Source organism: Luteimonas sp. RIT-PG2_3 (assembly GCF_054902115.1).
This window is the reverse complement of sequence record NZ_JBUBPF010000006.1, coordinates 1-15957: the sequence shown is the minus strand read 5'-3', so window position 1 is coordinate 15957 and position 15957 is coordinate 1. Positions and strand designations below refer to the sequence as shown.

11 protein-coding genes and 1 other RNA gene are annotated in these 15957 nt (G+C 68.4%); 9 read left to right on the top strand and 3 right to left on the bottom strand.

Going from position 1 to position 15957, the window contains the following annotated elements; all coding sequences use genetic code 11:
• Positions 1–45 precede the first annotated feature (45 nt).
• The 7 genes from ACYX7E_RS11190 (at position 46) to ACYX7E_RS11160 (ending at position 12079) form a co-directional block, all read left to right on the top strand.
• Complete coding sequence (locus tag ACYX7E_RS11190) at positions 46–3357, top strand: TonB-dependent receptor (protein ID WP_462080661.1); 3312 nt, start codon at positions 46–48, stop codon at positions 3355–3357.
• An 83-nt stretch (positions 3358–3440) separates the two neighbouring features.
• Positions 3441–4871, top strand: a complete 1431-nt coding sequence (locus ACYX7E_RS11185) for an amidohydrolase family protein (RefSeq protein ID WP_462080660.1) — start codon at positions 3441–3443, stop codon at positions 4869–4871.
• Between the two features lie 54 nt (positions 4872–4925).
• Positions 4926–7283, top strand: a complete 2358-nt coding sequence (locus ACYX7E_RS11180; protein ID WP_462080659.1) for a S9 family peptidase — start codon at positions 4926–4928, stop codon at positions 7281–7283.
• Between the two features lie 353 nt (positions 7284–7636).
• The gene (locus ACYX7E_RS11175) at positions 7637–8101 is read left to right on the top strand and encodes a (2Fe-2S)-binding protein (RefSeq protein WP_462080658.1); all 465 of its coding nucleotides are present in this window, start codon (positions 7637–7639) and stop codon (positions 8099–8101) included.
• Positions 8098–10416 (top strand): xanthine dehydrogenase family protein molybdopterin-binding subunit, encoded by a 2319-nt coding sequence (locus ACYX7E_RS11170; protein WP_462080657.1) that lies wholly within the window; start codon positions 8098–8100, stop codon positions 10414–10416. The genes ACYX7E_RS11175 and ACYX7E_RS11170 overlap by 4 nt, the downstream gene beginning before the upstream one ends.
• Positions 10413–11453, top strand: a complete 1041-nt coding sequence (locus tag ACYX7E_RS11165) for an XdhC family protein (protein WP_462080656.1) — start codon at positions 10413–10415, stop codon at positions 11451–11453. Before ACYX7E_RS11170 ends, ACYX7E_RS11165 begins: the two co-directional genes overlap by 4 nt.
• A 2-nt stretch (positions 11454–11455) precedes the next feature.
• On the top strand, positions 11456–12079 hold the full coding sequence (locus ACYX7E_RS11160) for a nucleotidyltransferase family protein (RefSeq protein WP_462080655.1): 624 nt from the start codon (positions 11456–11458) through the stop codon (positions 12077–12079).
• A 54-nt stretch (positions 12080–12133) separates the two neighbouring features.
• Here ACYX7E_RS11160 and ACYX7E_RS11155 read toward each other — a convergent pair whose 3' ends face one another.
• Positions 12134–12562: a YraN family protein gene (locus ACYX7E_RS11155; protein WP_462080654.1), complete on the bottom strand. Its 429-nt coding sequence runs from the start codon at positions 12560–12562 to the stop codon at positions 12134–12136.
• A 25-nt stretch (positions 12563–12587) separates the two neighbouring features.
• A complete protein-coding gene (locus ACYX7E_RS11150; RefSeq protein ID WP_462080653.1) occupies positions 12588–13760 on the bottom strand; it encodes a penicillin-binding protein activator in 1173 nt (390 codons plus the stop codon).
• 65 nt (positions 13761–13825) lie between these two features.
• Between ACYX7E_RS11150 and rsmI the strand changes: the two genes are divergently transcribed.
• Both rsmI and rnpB read left to right on the top strand, forming a co-directional pair.
• Positions 13826–14728 carry a 16S rRNA (cytidine(1402)-2'-O)-methyltransferase gene (gene rsmI / locus ACYX7E_RS11145; RefSeq protein ID WP_462080652.1) on the top strand — a complete coding sequence of 301 codons (903 nt, stop codon included), beginning with the start codon at positions 13826–13828 and terminating at the stop codon, positions 14726–14728.
• A 123-nt stretch (positions 14729–14851) separates the two neighbouring features.
• Positions 14852–15303, top strand: an RNA gene (gene rnpB / locus ACYX7E_RS11140) — RNase P RNA component class A.
• Between the two features lie 80 nt (positions 15304–15383).
• On the opposite strand, the gene ACYX7E_RS11135 is transcribed toward rnpB, so the two are convergent.
• Positions 15384–15957, bottom strand: a 574-nt coding sequence (locus tag ACYX7E_RS11135) for an SRPBCC family protein (protein WP_462080651.1), incomplete at its 5' end; no start/stop codon positions are given.

Below are 15957 nucleotides of genomic sequence, written 5' to 3'. Positions count from 1 at the left end.
TGCCCATGATCGGGCGGGTCGGCCGGAGAGGTGGGAGCGATGGCAGTGGGCAAGACTTCAAAGGTGCATGTCTCGGCGCTGGCTCTCGTGGCGGCTGTCGCGGTCGCCGCCATGCCGGCAATGCCTGCCTCCGCGCAATCGCAGGAGCAGCCGCAGGCGCGCGCGTTCGATATCGCCCGGCAGGACCTGGCGGCGGCGCTGGAGGCATTCGGGCGACAGAGCGGCAAGGAAATCCTTTACGACTTCGCCACTGCGTCGATGTTGATCTCGCCCGACGTGCGCTGCGAATGCTCGCCGGCCGATGCACTCGCGCGGCTGCTGCACGGGAGCGGCCTGCGCTTCCGACAGGTCGGTGCGGATGTCTACGTGGTCGAGCGCGACGCGGTGCAGGAGGGCGAAGACGATCGTCGTTCCTCCGTTGATGAGATGGGCGTCGTCACGACCGAGCGGGTCAGCGTCACAGGGTCTCGGATCCGTCGTGCCGACGTCGAGTCCAATCACCCGCTGGCGGTCATCGACAAGCGGCAGATCGATTCACTGTCGACCACGCATGTGGTCGATGTGCTCAACCGGCAACCCCAGCTGAGCCTGGGCGGCGACCTGCAGGTCTCCACCGTTTCCGCGGGGTTCAAGAACTCCGGGGTGTCGACCGCCAACCTGCGGGGGCTGGGTGACAACCGCACGCTGGTGCTGATCAATGGGCGGCGGCAGGTGGCCGGTACGTCGGGCACCAGCGCGGTCGATCTCAACACCGTGTCCAAGACGTCGCTCGAACGCGTGGACATCGTCACCGGCGGCTCGTCCGCGGTCTATGGTGCGGACGCGATTGCCGGCGTGGTCAACCTGATCACGCGCCAGGGGTTCGACGGCTTTCTCGGCGAGGCGCAAGTGGGCAGCACGTCACACGGTGGCGGCGCGACCCGCAGCCTGGCAATGACGCTCGGTCGCAGCTTCGCCGACGATCGCGGTAATGTGATGCTGTCGCTGAGCCATGATCGCGAGCGTCCGGTGTATTGGGCGCAGCGAAAGTGGGGCTGGGAGCCGGGCGGGAAGCGCGGCACATTGAGCTATGTCGCCAATCCGCTGCGGACGCCAGGCGATACATCAGAACCGCGTTTCGTGTCGATGTACGGCATCAGCGGCATTACCTATCGCGAGTACGGGCACCCAGTGCTCACCACGCCACTCGCCGGCATGCCCGCCTACAGCCTGAGCTTCGACGATGCCGGCCAACTGATTCCCTACGATGTGGGTACGCGGCTGACGGATGGAAGCGGGCGCCTGCAGAACGTCGCGCTCGATTGCCCGGACTGTTACCTGGGCAACCAGCTCGGCACCGCGCGCAATGGCCTGGAGCGGACCGGTGCGGAACTGCAGTTGACGTTCTCGTTCCTGCGCGACGGGCAGGGCGTGTTGCGGGAACTCGAGGGCTTTCTGGAGGCCAAGCGTTACGGCATCGACAGCAGCAGCCAGTTCGGCTTCGCGAACTACGCAGGTGCTGGCCCTTCGAGCGTGCGCGCTGGAGGTTACGCGCTGCGCATCGACAATCCGTTCGTATCCGACGCGCTGGTGGCGCTGATGCAGTCCAACGGCATCGACCACGTCGACGTCACCCGCATCAACAACGACCTGGCGCAGGACGTCGACGCGATGCGCGCGGCCTATGCGGCCGGGCAACCTTTTCGCTCGCCCGGTGCGCTGCTGGATCTGAGTTCGGAGTTCCGCATGCAGCGCGCTGTTGCCGGCGTGCGCGGGGTCTTCGTCAACGACTGGAATTTCGAGGTCTATGGCAACTATGGGCGCACGCGCTCAAGGTTCAGTAACAGCGATTTCATGGATTCGCTGTTCCGGCAGCAGGTGGATGCGGTGCGCGATCCGCTCAGCGGCGGGATCGTCTGCCGTTCGACCCTTGTCGATCCGGGTAATGGTTGCGTGCCGATCAACATCCTGCAGGTAGGCACGACCAGTTTCGAGGCGCTGGCCTACTCCTACCGGCGACCGTTGCAGCGCGATGTCATTACGCAGGCCAATGCCGTGGCGACCGTGGATGGAACGCTCTTCAGCTGGGATTCGCCGGGATCCGGAGCAGAACTGCCGGTCGCATTTGCCGCCGGGCTGGAGTATCGACGCGAATCGAGCCAAGCACTTCCGGACGCGGATGGCATGTCGGGCGATCTGTTCCATCTTGGACCGAAGGTCGCCACGATCGGGCACTATTCGAGTTGGGAGGCTTTCGCGGAGCTCAACCTGCCGCTGTTGCGGGATGTACGCTTCGCCCGGTCGCTCGAAGTCACCGCGTCGTACCGGTTCCAGGACTATACGACCACGGGCACCGATGGCAGTTACGGCCTGTCGGCGAGCTGGATGCCGGTGGACGACATCAAGTTCCGCGGTGCCTATGCGCGCGCCGTACGCGCGCCAAATGTCAGCGAGCTGTTCTCGGGCACCAACGTATCGAACCAGAGCATCGCCGATCCCTGCGACGTCTCGCGGGTGGCGACCGGCCCAGCCCCGGGCAATCGCCAGGCCAACTGCGGGAGGTTGCTGGGCACCGCAGCTGCCGACTTCGTGCAGACGCCTAGCGGAAAATTCGTGGTGCTGCAGGGCAATCCTAACCTGGCGGCGGAAACGGCCGACACCGTGACTGCCGGGATCGTGCTGGCGCCGCGCTGGATCCCGGGGCTCGTGTTGACCGGGGACTACTACGCCAATGAGATCGACGGGGTCATCACCAGTCTGAGTGCTCCGCAGATCGCCGAGAACTGCGTTGACTCGCCGAATCTGGACAACGACTTCTGCCGCAGCATCACCCGCGACGTCAGCGGCAACCTCGACGTGGTCGTTGCCCAGGTGTTCAACCTGGCGCGCTACCGCGCCCGGGGTTGGGACTTCGGGGCTTCATACCGGTTCGATCTTCCCGCGAACCTGGGGCGGCTTGCCCTGCAGGCCCATGCCACGCACCTGCGCGAGCTGGTCTACGACCCGGTCCCGCTCAATCCCGCGTTGCGCACGCGGCTGGACAGGATCGCGCCCAATCCGACCTGGCGTTCCAACGTCAACGCGCGCTACGAACGCGGCAACGTCAACGTTGACTGGAACGTGCGCTACCTCGGGGGCGTCATCCGCAACTGGAACGATGTCGTCGGCGACTACTCGATGGCCGAGGCGCATCCGGACAGTGGAAGCTTCATCCAGCATGACGTGCGCGTTGGGCTGCGTTTCGATGGTTACCAGGTCTATGCCGGCGTCGACAACCTGTTCGATGCGCATGCACCGATGACGCCGTTCACCTATACCCACCCGATGTATCCGCGCATCGGGCGCAATCTCTATGCGGGCGTCCGGATCAGCTTCTGATCCCGGTCCTCCGCGGCGCCGCCCCTGTCCATCAGACCCGTCCGGCCAGTTCGCTTCCGCCCTTACGCTACCGAGGTATTTCGATGTCCATCAAGTTGCTGGGTCCCGGTCTGGTTGTGCTGCTGCTGTGGCCGGTTGTCGCGGGCGCGCAGCGCGCAGATGCGCCGCGCGAACACTGGCCTCGCGATGGCTGGATACAGCCTGCGATGGAAGTCTCCGACGATCCGCGACGGGTGCCGGTAGCGCCTGGCCCCAAGGGGCCGGAGGGATCGATCGTGCTGCGTGGTGGCCGCGTCTTCGACAGCACGGGCCAGCCGGCACGCGACGCCACGGTGGTCATCGAGCGCAACCGGATCGTCGCGATACTGCCGCCGGGGTCCAGTGCCTGGCCGGAGGGCGCGCGCGTGATCGACGTGTCCGGCCGCACGGTGATGCCAGGGCTGATCGACCTGCATACCCATCTGACGTATGCCGAGCCGAGCACGCCGCGCATCGAGGCCGATGAAGAAGGGGCGGCGGCGTTGCGCGGGGTGGAGCGGTTGCGCTACTACGCCGCGTCGGGCATCACCAGTGTCCGCGATGTCGCTTCGGCGGGGACGGTGCCGTTCCGGCTCAAGCGCTGGGTGGCCGACAACCGCATCGTCGGCCCGCGCGTATTCGCCGCCGGGCAACTGATCACCGCCACCGGCGGGCATGGCGCCGAGAAGCCCCTGCACACCAACTGCAGGCACGCGTCGCTCGGCGCGATCCGCGAGGCGTCCGGACCGGACGACTGGCGCGAGGCGGTGCGCGAGCAGTTCAAGCGCGGCGCCGACCTGATCAAGCTGGCCAGCCACTATTCGCGGGACGAAGTGCGTGCCGCGGTCGACGAGGCGCATACGCTCGGGCTGAAGGTGACGGTGGATGCCGAGACGTTCTACATCCAATGGGCGGTCGAAGCGGGCGCCGATACCATCGAGCATCCGTTGCCGCGCAGCGACGGGACGATCCGGTTGATGGCACGTAATGGCACGGCTTCGGTGCCGACGCTGGTGCCCTACATCTACATCTTTGATCTGTCGGGAGGATACTTCGACTCGACGTCGCGACGTTTCAGTTTCTCCAAGCAGGAGAACCTGCAGATGCTGCGCCGGCTCAAGCACGCAGGCGTCGAGCTCGGTGTCGGCACCGACCTGGTCAGCGACTGGTTCCGCTACCTGCCTCAGGCCTACATCACCGAACTGGAGCAGTTCGTGGCGGTGGGCTTCAGTGTCCCGCAAGCGCTCGAAGCCGCCACCAGGACCAATGCGCGGATTCTTGGCATGGCCGACAAACTGGGCACGCTGGAGGTCGGGAAACTCGCGGACGTCATCGTGCTGGATGGCCAGCCCGATCGCGACCTGAAAGACCTGGCCAAGGTAGAGCTGGTGATCCGGGACGGCCACGTGATCGTCGAGCACGGCAGCATCCACATGCCTGCGCACGTGCCCACGCCCGAGCCGGAAACCGATGCGAAGACCGGTTTGCGCTGGTAGGCCGCTGGCATGCTCCTCCATGACGTGTTTATCCATGGCAATCGGACCCGCGGCATGATCCCCAGTGCACGACAACGCAATGTCCTGCTGGCCTTGATCCTGGTGGCGGGCGCGTGGATGACGCCCGTATGCGCTCAGCACCCGCCAACCGCGACGCTGGAAGACTACCGGCGCGCGGCGCTGCTGCAGAATGCGCGCACGTTGGTGTCGCGAACGCGCCTGCAGCCGAACTGGATCGCGCAAGGGGATCGCTTCTGGTATGTGGACGAGCACGGGCACAAAGGCGACGGGCGTGACGAGGACAAAAATCGCTCCTTTGTGCTTGTCGATCCGGAACGCAACCTGCAGCAGCCGGCATTCGACCACGGTAGATTGGCGTCCGGACTGTCTGCCGTTGCCGGCAAGGCCTATCTGGGCAATGCGCTGCCGTTCACATGGTTTGCCTACGCCGAGGGCGAGGCGGGCATTCGCGTCCGTGTCGACGCCGCCGACTGGCGTTGTGATCTGCAGGACTACCGTTGCGTCGCCGATGCGACGACCGCCGGCGCGCGCGATGGCGAAGTGCTGTCACCGGATGGTCGCTGGGCGGTTTCGATCGTCGGGTACAACCTGTGGCTGCGCGATACCAGCAGCGGACAGTCGCGCGCGCTGACATCCGATGGCGATGCCCTCAGGGGATATGGCGGCGCGGAGACGCTCGGTTCGGTGACCCAACGCCTGCTGCGCGCTGCGCCGGCGCCGGAGCCCGAAGTCGAATTCTCGCCGGACTCGCGCTTCCTGCTGGGATATCGCACGGATGTCCGCAGATTGCAGGAGCTGTCGGTGGTCCAGACGGTGCAGGGGCGGGCGCCGCTGACCCACCGCTATCGCTACCCTGTTGCCGGGGATCCCGGGATTCCGCAGGCCGAGATCGTGTTGTTCGACCTGCAGGCAGGCACGATGCTGCGCCCCGATGTTCCTGCCTTCGGCCTGGCAGCGCCTTACGACATGACGACGTGCTGGAGCGAAGACAGTTCGCGCGCCTGCTTCAGCGTTGACGAACGTGGCTACAAGTCGATCACGCTGCATGTCGTCGACGCGATCACCGGCGAGGTACGTACGCCAGTCGTCGAGCGCAGTGAGACCTATGTCAATCGCGGCAGCCAGGCGCGCATCGTCGGCGATGTCCTGCTGTGGTCGTCGGAGCGCGATGGCTGGAACCACCTGTATCGGATGGATGCGCGAAACGGCGATGCGGTCCGTCAGTTGACACGCGGTGACTGGGCCGTGCGCGGCATCGTCCATGTCGATACTGCGCAACGCCAGGTCTACTTCGTTGCCGGCGGCCGTGAGCATGGCCAGGACCCGTATGCCCGGCATCTGTATCGCATCGGGCTGGATGGTCGCGGCCTGCGGCATCTGAGCCCAGAACCGGCGGACCATCAGGTCGCGTTCTCGCCGAGCGGCAGGTATTTCGTCGACACCTACTCGCGACTGGATCTGCCTCCGGTCAGCAACCTGCGGCGCGCCGATGGCACGCTGGTCCGCGAGCTGCGGCGTGCCGACGTCGCCTCCCTGCGCGCCATCGGCTGGCAGCCGGCGCAGCCGTTCACCGTCAAGGCCGGCGATGGCGTCACCGATCTGTATGGTGCGATGTTCCTGCCATCGAATTTCGACCCGCACAAGCGCTATCCGGCGCTGGATTCGATCTATCCCGGGCCGCAGAAGATCAAGACGCCGAAGTCGTTCGACGTCAGCATGTTCGAAGATGAGATGGCGCTTGCCGAACTCGGCTTCGTAGTGGTGACCATCGATGGCCGTGGAACGCCGTTGCGTTCGAAGGCATTCCGTGATTTGTCCTATCGCAACATGGGCGCGGCCGGAGGCCTCGACGACCACATCGCCGGGCTGCGCCAACTGGCGGAGCGGCACGCATTCCTCGACCTGGAACGGGTCGGGATCTTCGGCCACTCCGGCGGCGGTTATGCCTCCGCGCGCGCCATGCTGAAGTATCCGGCGTTCTTCAAGGTGGCGGTGTCCTCCGCGGGAAACCACGACCAGCGCAGCTACTGGGCCGAATGGGGCGAGCGGTTCCATGCATGGCCGGTCGACGATACGGGCTATGCCGAACAGGCCAATGCTCCATTGGCGGGCAATCTGCGGGGCAAGCTGTTGCTGGCCCATGGCGACATGGACGACAACGTCCATCCCGCCAATACCATGCAACTGGTGGACGCCTTGATCGCAGCCAACAAGGACTTCGACTTGCTGATCCTGCCCAATCGCGACCATGGCTTCGTCGATGCCGGCAAGGGCAAGGATGCCTTGAAGCGGGTCGATCCCTACTTCCTGCGCAGGCGGTGGGACTACTTCGTCGAGCATCTGCAGGGTGGACAGCCGCCGGCCGAGTTCGTGCTGGAACTGGCGCGTTGACCATGGCGGCCACGCATGCGATGGGCGCGCCGGGCCTGTCGGGATGCCGGGCCGGCGGCGGCGAACCGCGCATCTCGGACCGCGAGGAGGCCCCTGCGACCATTCCGAGCATGGTCCTGCCCTCGCGATCTCCCGGCGGGGCGGAGGGAGCGGCATTGTCTCCGACCCGCCGACGTCCCCGGACCGCAGCCGCGGTTCGGCGGTGGACGCCACCCTGATACGAAAGTGCAGTCCCCGGCCGCATCCAGCGCCGGGTCGATCAGGTAAAGTCAGCGGCAACCACCGGGACGCGCGGCACGGGGATCCATGCCGCCGCCGTCCATCGCCAGGCAAGCCCCGAAGGAGCTCCCAGCATGCTGACACTGACCATCAATGGCCGCGAACACGCGTTCGACGGCAATCCCGACATGCCCCTGCTGTGGTACCTGCGCGACGTGCTGGGCATGACCGGCAGCAAGTTCGGCTGCGGCATGGCGATGTGCGGTGCCTGCACGGTGCATGTCGACGACGTCGCCACCCGCTCCTGCGTGCTGCCGGTGGCGGCGCTGGCCGGGCGCAGCATCACCACCATCGAGGGGCTGTCGGCCGACGGCACGCATCCGGTGCAGCAGGCCTGGCAGGCGCTCAACGTCGCGCAATGCGGTTACTGCCAGGGCGGACAGATCATGCAGGCGGCCTCGTTGCTGCGCGAGAACCCGACGCCCAGCGATGACGACATCGATGCGGCGATGTCCGGCAACCTGTGTCGCTGTGGCACCTATCCGCGCATCCGTGCGGCGATCCACCTGGCCGCCGGCCAGTCGGGAGCCGAGTCGTGAGCGGCGGCGATGGCGGCGGACGCCGCGCGCCTGGCGACCTGCCGATCTTCAACGTCAGCCGGCGCGGCTTCCTGGTCGGTGCGGCCGCGGGGGCGCTGACGCTGGCCGTCGGCGGTGTGCCGCGCGCGATGGCGCAGGACGCGCGCAAGTACGGCGGCGACGGCATGCCCGGGGGGCTCAAGGACACGCCGCAGGTCTTCCTCAGCATCGCGCCCGACGGCACGGTGACGATCACCAACCATCGCGCCGAAATGGGCCAGGGCGTGCGCACCAGCGTGCCGATGATCATCGCCGACGAGCTGGACGCCGACTGGGCGCGCGTGCGCGTGGAGCAGGCCGACGGCGACCACGCGCGTTACGGCAACCAGAACACCGACGGCTCGCGTTCGATCCGCCATGGCTATGCGCCGTTGCGGCGCGCCGGCGCGGCCGCCCGGCAGATGCTGGTGGCGGCGGCAGCGGCCGCCTGGGCGGTGCCCGTGTCCGAGGTCCGCGCCGAGCTGCACACGCTGTCGCATCCGGCGTCCGGTCGTTCCGCCGGTTACGGGGATTTCGCGGCGGCGGCGGCGCGGTTGCCGGTGCCGGATCCGGCGACGCTGGTCCTGAAATCGCCGGCGCAGTTCCGCTACATCGGCAAGGACAGCATCGGCCTGGTCGACAACCACGACATCGTGACCGGTCGTGCCGGCTACGGCATCGACGTGGTGCTCGACGGCACGGTGCATGCGGTCGTCGCGCGCCCGCCGGTCTATGGCGGCAAGCTGCGCAGTGTCGACGATCGCGCTGCGCGCGCGTTCGGTGGCGTCCTCGACGTGCGCACGCTGGACAGCACCGCGGTGCCGTCGGCCTTCCTGCCGCTGGGCGGCGTGGCGGTGATCGCCGACTCCACCTGGGCGGCGAACGAAGGACGCAAGCGCCTGGTGCTGGACTGGGACGATGGCGGCAACGGCAGTTACGACTCCGATACCTATCGCGCCCAGCTCGAGACCGCGGTGCGCGCACCCGGCAAGCTGATCCACGAAACCGGCAACGTCATGCAGGCGCTGCAGCGAGCGCCGACGCGGATCGCGGTGGAGTACGCATTGCCGCACATCGCGCACGCGACCATGGAGCCGCCGGTGGCGACGGTGCGCATTGTCGACGGCCGCGTCGAGGCCTGGGCCTGCACGCAGGATCCGCAGACCGCACGCGACCTGCTGGCGCAGGCGCTGGAGGTTCCGGCCGAACAGGTGACCGTGCATCAGACCCTGCTCGGCGGTGGTTTTGGCCGCAAGTCCAAGCCCGACTTCATCGTCGAGGCCGGCCTGCTGTCGAAGGCGCTGGGCGGAAAGCCGGTCAAGGTGACCTGGACGCGCGAGGACGACATCGCCCACGATTATTTCCATACCGTGGCCGTGCAGCGTATCGAGGCCGCGGCCGACGGCGACGGCAAGCCGCTGGCCTGGCTGCATCGCAGCGCCGCGCCCAGCATCGGCAGCCTGTTCGCGCCCGACAGCGGCTATCAGGGCGCGTTCGAGCTCGCGATGGGTTTGACCGATCTCGGTACCGCGTTGCCGAACTACCGCGTCGAGAACGTGCAGGCGATGGCGCATACGCGGATCGGCTGGTTCCGCTCGGTGTTCAACATCCCGCATGCGTTCGCGACCCAGTGCGCCGTCGCCGAACTCGCGCACGCGGCCGGGCGCGATCCGAAGGACTTCCTGCTCGACTTCATCGGTCCGCCGGCCAAGATCGATCCGGTCTCCCGCCAGGCGGCCAACTATGGCGAAGACCCGGCGCGTTATCCGATCAACACCGGGCGCCTGCGCCGCGTGGTCGAGACGGTCGCCGCCGGCGCCGGCTGGGGACGCGCGTTGCCGTCCGGGCATGGCCTCGGCGTGGCCGGGCACGGCAGCTTTGCCAGCTATACCGCTGCGGTCGTCGAAGTGGTGATGGGCAGCGATGGCCAGTTGCGCATCCCGGCCGTCGACATCGCGATCGACTGCGGTGCGCAGATCAATCCGGAGCGCATCCGCGCGCAACTGGAAGGCTCGGTGATCCAGGGCCTGAGCATCGCGCTGTCGAGCGAGATCACGTTCCGCGCCGGGCGTGTCGAGCAGTCCAACTTCCATGACTACCTGTTCCTGCGCATCAACGAGGCGCCGCCGAAGATCCGCGTGCACCTGGTTGGCGCCGATGACGCCGATTCGCCGATCGGTGGCGTCGGCGAACCCGGCGTGCCACCAGTGGCGCCGGCGCTGCTCAATGCGATCTTTGCCGCGACCGGCAAGCGCATCCGCCGATTGCCGGTGGGCGATCAGCTGGCGAAGGCATGACGCCAGCGCAGGGCGTCGTGTCGGCACTGCCGCCGGGCGGAGCGCGCGCGGTGTTCGATGCCCTGCGCCGGGCGACGCCAGCGCAACGCGATGGGGCGGTGCTCGGGATCGTCATGGGCACCGAGGGCTCGACCTATGCCAAGGCCGGCGCGCTGCTCGGTTTCGGTCCCGGCGAACTGCGCCAGGGCTGGATCAGCGGCGGCTGCCTGGAACCGGTGCTTGAGCAGGAGGCGGCCGAGGTCGCGGCGACGCGACGGGCCCGGATCGTCGCGCTCGATACCCGCGATGACGGTGACCTGATGTTCGGTTCGCGCGTCGGCTGTCGTGGCCTGCTGCATGTGGCGTTGCTACCGGTGGCGACGATGCCGGCGCTGGAGACATTGTTGTCGGCATGGCGCGCGCAGGCCGGGGCATTGGAGGTCGCGATCGAGGCAGACGGCGCGCGCATGCGTTGCGGCGAACATGCGCATGCCTGGCCGTTGGCGTGGGCGTCGTCGGCGACGGCGGATGTGGACGGGATGACCGGGCCTGCGGGCCAGCCGTCCCGCGGATGGGCACTTTCGATTCCGCCCGCGCGTTGGGCCAGGATCTACGGCGCCGGTCCGGAATCGCCATGGCTGCTGCCGGGCCTGCGGTCCCTGGGCGCCCATGTCGCGCTGGTCGAGCGCCGTCCGCGCTGGAAGGACGCCGGGGTGTTCGCCGATGCCTGGCATGAGGTCACGCCGGCAACCGTCGCCTGGCCCGCCATCGATGCGTCCGTGCTGGCCGCTGGCACGATCGCGATCGTCCAGCACCATGATTTCGAACTCGATCGCGAGGCGCTGCTGGCGCTTGCCGCGACGCCCGTGCCGTGGATCGGCCTGTTGGGACCGATGCGTCGTCGCGACGAACTGCTGCGTCTGTTGCCCGAGCCGGTGCAAGCCTCGCTGCTGCCGCGCGTGCATGGCCCGGTGGGCCTGGATCTCGGCGGGCAGGGGCCGGAAGTGATCGCGCTGTCGATCTGCGCGCAGTTGCAACAGTACTGGTCGCGGCGTTGACGGTGGCGTCGACGCTTGTGTCCACGCCTACGGCTGCGCATGTCGGCATCGTGCTTGCGGCAGGAGGAAGCCATCGTCTCGGCGAACCCAAGCAACTGTTGCGCATCGGCGGCGAGAGCCTGCTGCGGCGTGCGGTCCGGCAGTTGCTGGAGACCGCGCCGCACGCGCTGATCGTCGTGCTGGGGGCGCAGGCCGAGCGCATGCGCGCTGAACTGGCGCAGGTGCCGGTGCGGATCGTCGTCAATGCCGACTGGCAGCAAGGCATGGCCTCGTCGTTGCGGCTGGCGGCCGCGGCGACGGAGGCATGGCCGCATGCGGACAGAGTGCTGGTCGGCATCGACCAGCCAGCGCTGGACCGCATGCACCTGCAGCGCCTGCTGCAGCGGGCGGCCCTGCATCCCGGCGTCGATGTGCTCAGTGGTTACGCCGGCATTGCCGGCATTCCCGCACTGCTGCGTCCGGGCACCTTCGCGTTGGCGCGCGATCTGTATGGCGACCATGGCCTGCGCGCGTTGCTGCGCGAACGCACGACCGAAGTCGTCGAGCATGCCGCGCTGGCGCAGGACCTGGATACGCAGGACGACGTTGCACGCGCACGCGCGGCGGGTGAACTCGACCCGGGCTGAGTGAGGCCCTGCAGCGTCAGATCGGAACCGGCGTTGACTTGAGCCGGCGTCGCGTCAATCGCTGACGCGGAAGGCGTCGCGGATCCAGTCGAGGGTCGGGTGGTCGGGATCGCCACTGGCCGCGACGACATCGAAGCGGCAAGGCAGGTCACGCCAGGCGGGATGCGTTGCGAGATAGAGGTGCGCGGCGGTGATCAGCTTGCGGCGTTTGCGCGCGTCGACCGATGCAGCGCCGCCACCGAAGGATGGATCGCGGCGATAGCGCACTTCAACGAAGACCAGCAACCGACGACCCGATGCATCGCGGTCCAGCATCACCAGGTCGAGTTCGCCGCCCCGGTAACGCGCGTTGCTGGCGACCTCTTGAAGGCCGGCGTCGCGCAGCAGTGCCAGCGCGAGCGTTTCGCAGTGCCGGCCGCGTTGGTGGCCGGCAGGCGCGAGGGGTGTCCGGCTGCCCGCTGTTTTCGGGCCGGGTGGGCGCATTCCGTTGTGCCCGGGTGTGACCGGCTCAGCCGCCGGTCAGCGGGACCACGTTGCCGCGGCTGAACGTGGCCCACGCCGGTGCGCGGCGCACGGTGCCGTCGGCATCGAGCCGCAGCGTCCCGGTGGCGCCCTTGAGCTGCGCATCGGGATGCGTCGCCAGGTACTGCAGGTAGGCGCTCAGTTGCCAGGCGTCGTGGCCGAAGGCGAACAGGCGGGTCGCAGGACCGCGTGCGGTCGGCAGATCGCGGCCCAGTGCCGCGGCGGCCGGCAGCGACGCATGCGCCGTGCCCGAGGCCCAGGGTTCGCTGGTGAAGGCGATGCCGTCGAGCACCAGGTCTTCTTCCGGCTTGCCGATACCCTGGCCGATCTGCGAGGTCGCCACCCGCAGCTTGCCGCCAAGGCCCGCTGCCGCCAGTTGCGAGACCACGATGCGGGCCTGGTTGCCGCGGATGGCCAGGAACACCGCGTCTGCCGCATTCTCGCCGGACGCCGCGTTGCGGAAGGCCGGGGTCGAGTCGGCGGGTTTGTCGCCGACCACGGCCACGGTGCCGACGATCGCGCCGCCGCCGACCAGCAGGCGCGCACGCAGCGCCTCGATGCTGCGCTGCGCGTTGTCGTCGCCATTGCTGAGCACCAGCACGCGGCGGGCATTGCGCGACAGCAGGTAGGCCGCGGCGGCGTCGCCTTCGTCTTCCGGCGCGAGCGAATAGCTCGCGCCGTTCTCGGCGGGCGCGCTCGCGCCGCGGTTCAGGGCCAGCGTCGGCACCGCCTGCGGCGACTGGAACACCGCCGAGACTTCGTCGCGGCCCAGCGGGCCCAGCACCTGGTCGGCGCCCTCGGACACCGCGCGCGCATGCGCGGCCACGGCGCCGGCGGCGGTGCCCAGGGTGTCGTAGAACACGATTTCGGGGCGGGTGCGGCGCTCGCCGTAGTAGCCGGCCAGCAGGCCGTCGCGCACCGGGGCGGCGGCGGTGGCCAGCGCGCCGGTCATCGGCAGCAGCACGGCCAGGCGGCTGGGCGGGCGGTAGCCGTCCTGGTCGGCGGCGGCGCGGCTGTCATCGAAGCGCCAGTGCGGGTTGACCTGAACCTGCTCGACCGCGGGCTGCTCGGTCGGGCCGGACAGCTGGACCGTGGTACAGCCCGCCAGCAGCGCACCCAGGACCGCGGTGCCCAACATCCTTTTCGACAATCGCTGCATGGCGCCGATCCTGTGCGTGGAGATGAGAACGGCTAGGATTCTACCGCCCTGCAGATGGAGTGACGATGGCAACCCCCTATCCCGGTCAGGTCTCCGGACATGCCGGCGACCGTGCGCCCTCCCAGCCGGCCACGGCCGCGGCCGGCGTGTTGCACGTGGTCGCGACCCCGATCGGCAACCTGCAGGACCTGACGCCGCGCGCCCTGCAGGTGCTGCGCGGGGTCGCTGCCGTCTGCGCAGAGGACACCCGGCACACGCGGCAGCTGCTGGCGCATTTTGGCGTCGAACAGTCGCTGCTGGCGCTGCATGAACATAACGAGGACGAGATCGCGCGCAAGGTCGTGGACCGGCTGCTCGCGGGGGATTCGCTGGCCCTGGTCAGCGATGCCGGCACGCCGCTGGTCAGCGATCCGGGGTTCCGGCTGGTCCGCGCTGCGCGCGCGGCCGGCATCCGGGTCAGCCCGGTGCCGGGCGCCAGCGCGCTGATCGCGGCGCTCAGCGTGGCCGGGCTGCCCAGCGACCGTTTCGTGTTCGAAGGGTTCCTGCCCGCGAAAGGTTCGGCGCGGCGGGAGCGGCTGTCGGCACTGGCCGGCGAACCACGGACGCTGATCTTCTACGAATCCTCGCACCGGATCGACGAGATGCTGGCCGATGCCGTGCAGGCGTTCGGTGGCGATCGCCCGGCGGTGCTGGCGCGCGAGCTGACCAAACTGTTCGAGACTGTGCTCGACGGCCGCCTCGACGCGCTGCATGCGCAGGTGCTGGCCGATGCCAACCAGCGCAAGGGCGAGTTCGTGGTGCTGGTACAGGGGGCGGGTGAGGATGCCGATGCCCGCGTCATCGAGGGCCGTCGCGTCTACGCCAAGCTGGCCGAGCACCTGCCGCCCTCGACCGCCGCGAAGGTGGCGGCGGAACTGACCGGCGCGCCCCGCAAGGCCTTGTATGGCGGGCAGGCGAACGCCGACTGACCGGCGGCATGCCGTCCGCAGCGTCGTCGACGCATCGCGACGCGATGCCTGTTGCACCGCGGCAGCGGCAGGCATCGGCTGTCGTTCAGGGCCGTCGTCGGGACGTGCGACAATGCGCGCGGCGGAGTCGGCCAGACAGTCGCGTCACCTGTTCCATTCGTGGAGCCGGTGCCGAGGAAAGTCCGGGCTCCACAGGGCAAGGTGCCAGGTAACGCCTGGGCGGCGCGAGCCGACGGAAAGTGCAACAGAAAGATACCGCCGATGGCCCTGTCACCCCTTTGCCGCCGCTGATCGCAGCGGCGTTCTTCAAGCGCTTGCCGGCGGAGCCGGCCAAGTGGTTCCGGAGACGGCAAAGGGGTGGCAGGGCACAGGCAAGGGTGAAATGGTGCGGTAAGAGCGCACCGCGAGTCTGGCAACAGACCGGCACGGCAAACCCCACCTGGAGCAAGACCAAATAGGGACCTCATGACGTGGCCCGCGTCGGGTCCGGGTAGGTTGCTTGAGCGTATCGGTGACGATGCGCCTAGAGGAATGACTGTCCACGACAGAACCCGGCTTATCGGCCGGCTCCGCCACCTGATTCCTCGTCATGTCCCGATCCGCCGGGGCGTTGCCGGCACCTGTCTGCGGCACGGCGCGCAGGAGGTTGGCGCGATCAGGTCACGCCGATTCCCAGTGCGAGGTACTCGGCTTCCATCCGCGCATGCGTGCGCCAGAACGGGCGTGGCGCACGTCCGTGCAGCTGGTCGTCGAGCAGGCCCAGGTGGGTGTGCCAGCCAGCAGCGACACCGCCGAGTTCGTCCGCATGCAGCCGGGCGTGGCTCAACACCAGGCGGACACGGGCGCCATCGCCGTTGGCATCGCCATGCGCGGAGAGTTCGAAGCTGACCTCGGAGTCGAACACGCTCGGGGCGTCGGCGTGGTCGGTCCAGGTCATCACCAGTAATCGCGGTGGGTCGCAGACAATGACCCGGCCCTGCACGATGCCTGCGTTCTCGTGCTCGCGGTACTTGTCGGGCGCGTGGTCGTCCCCGGCGGACAGGTCGGCATTGCGGAACACCAGCCTGGCGTGGCCGCCCTCGCATGGATCGATGTCGCCGCCGGCCAGCCAGCGGCAGCGCAGCTCGGGTTCCAGCAGGTGCGACCAGACGCGCGCGAGCGGTCCCGGCAACTGGCGTTCGAAACGCAGGGTGTCGGGCGCGGACAGCCGTCCGTGGGCGTGGCCGTAC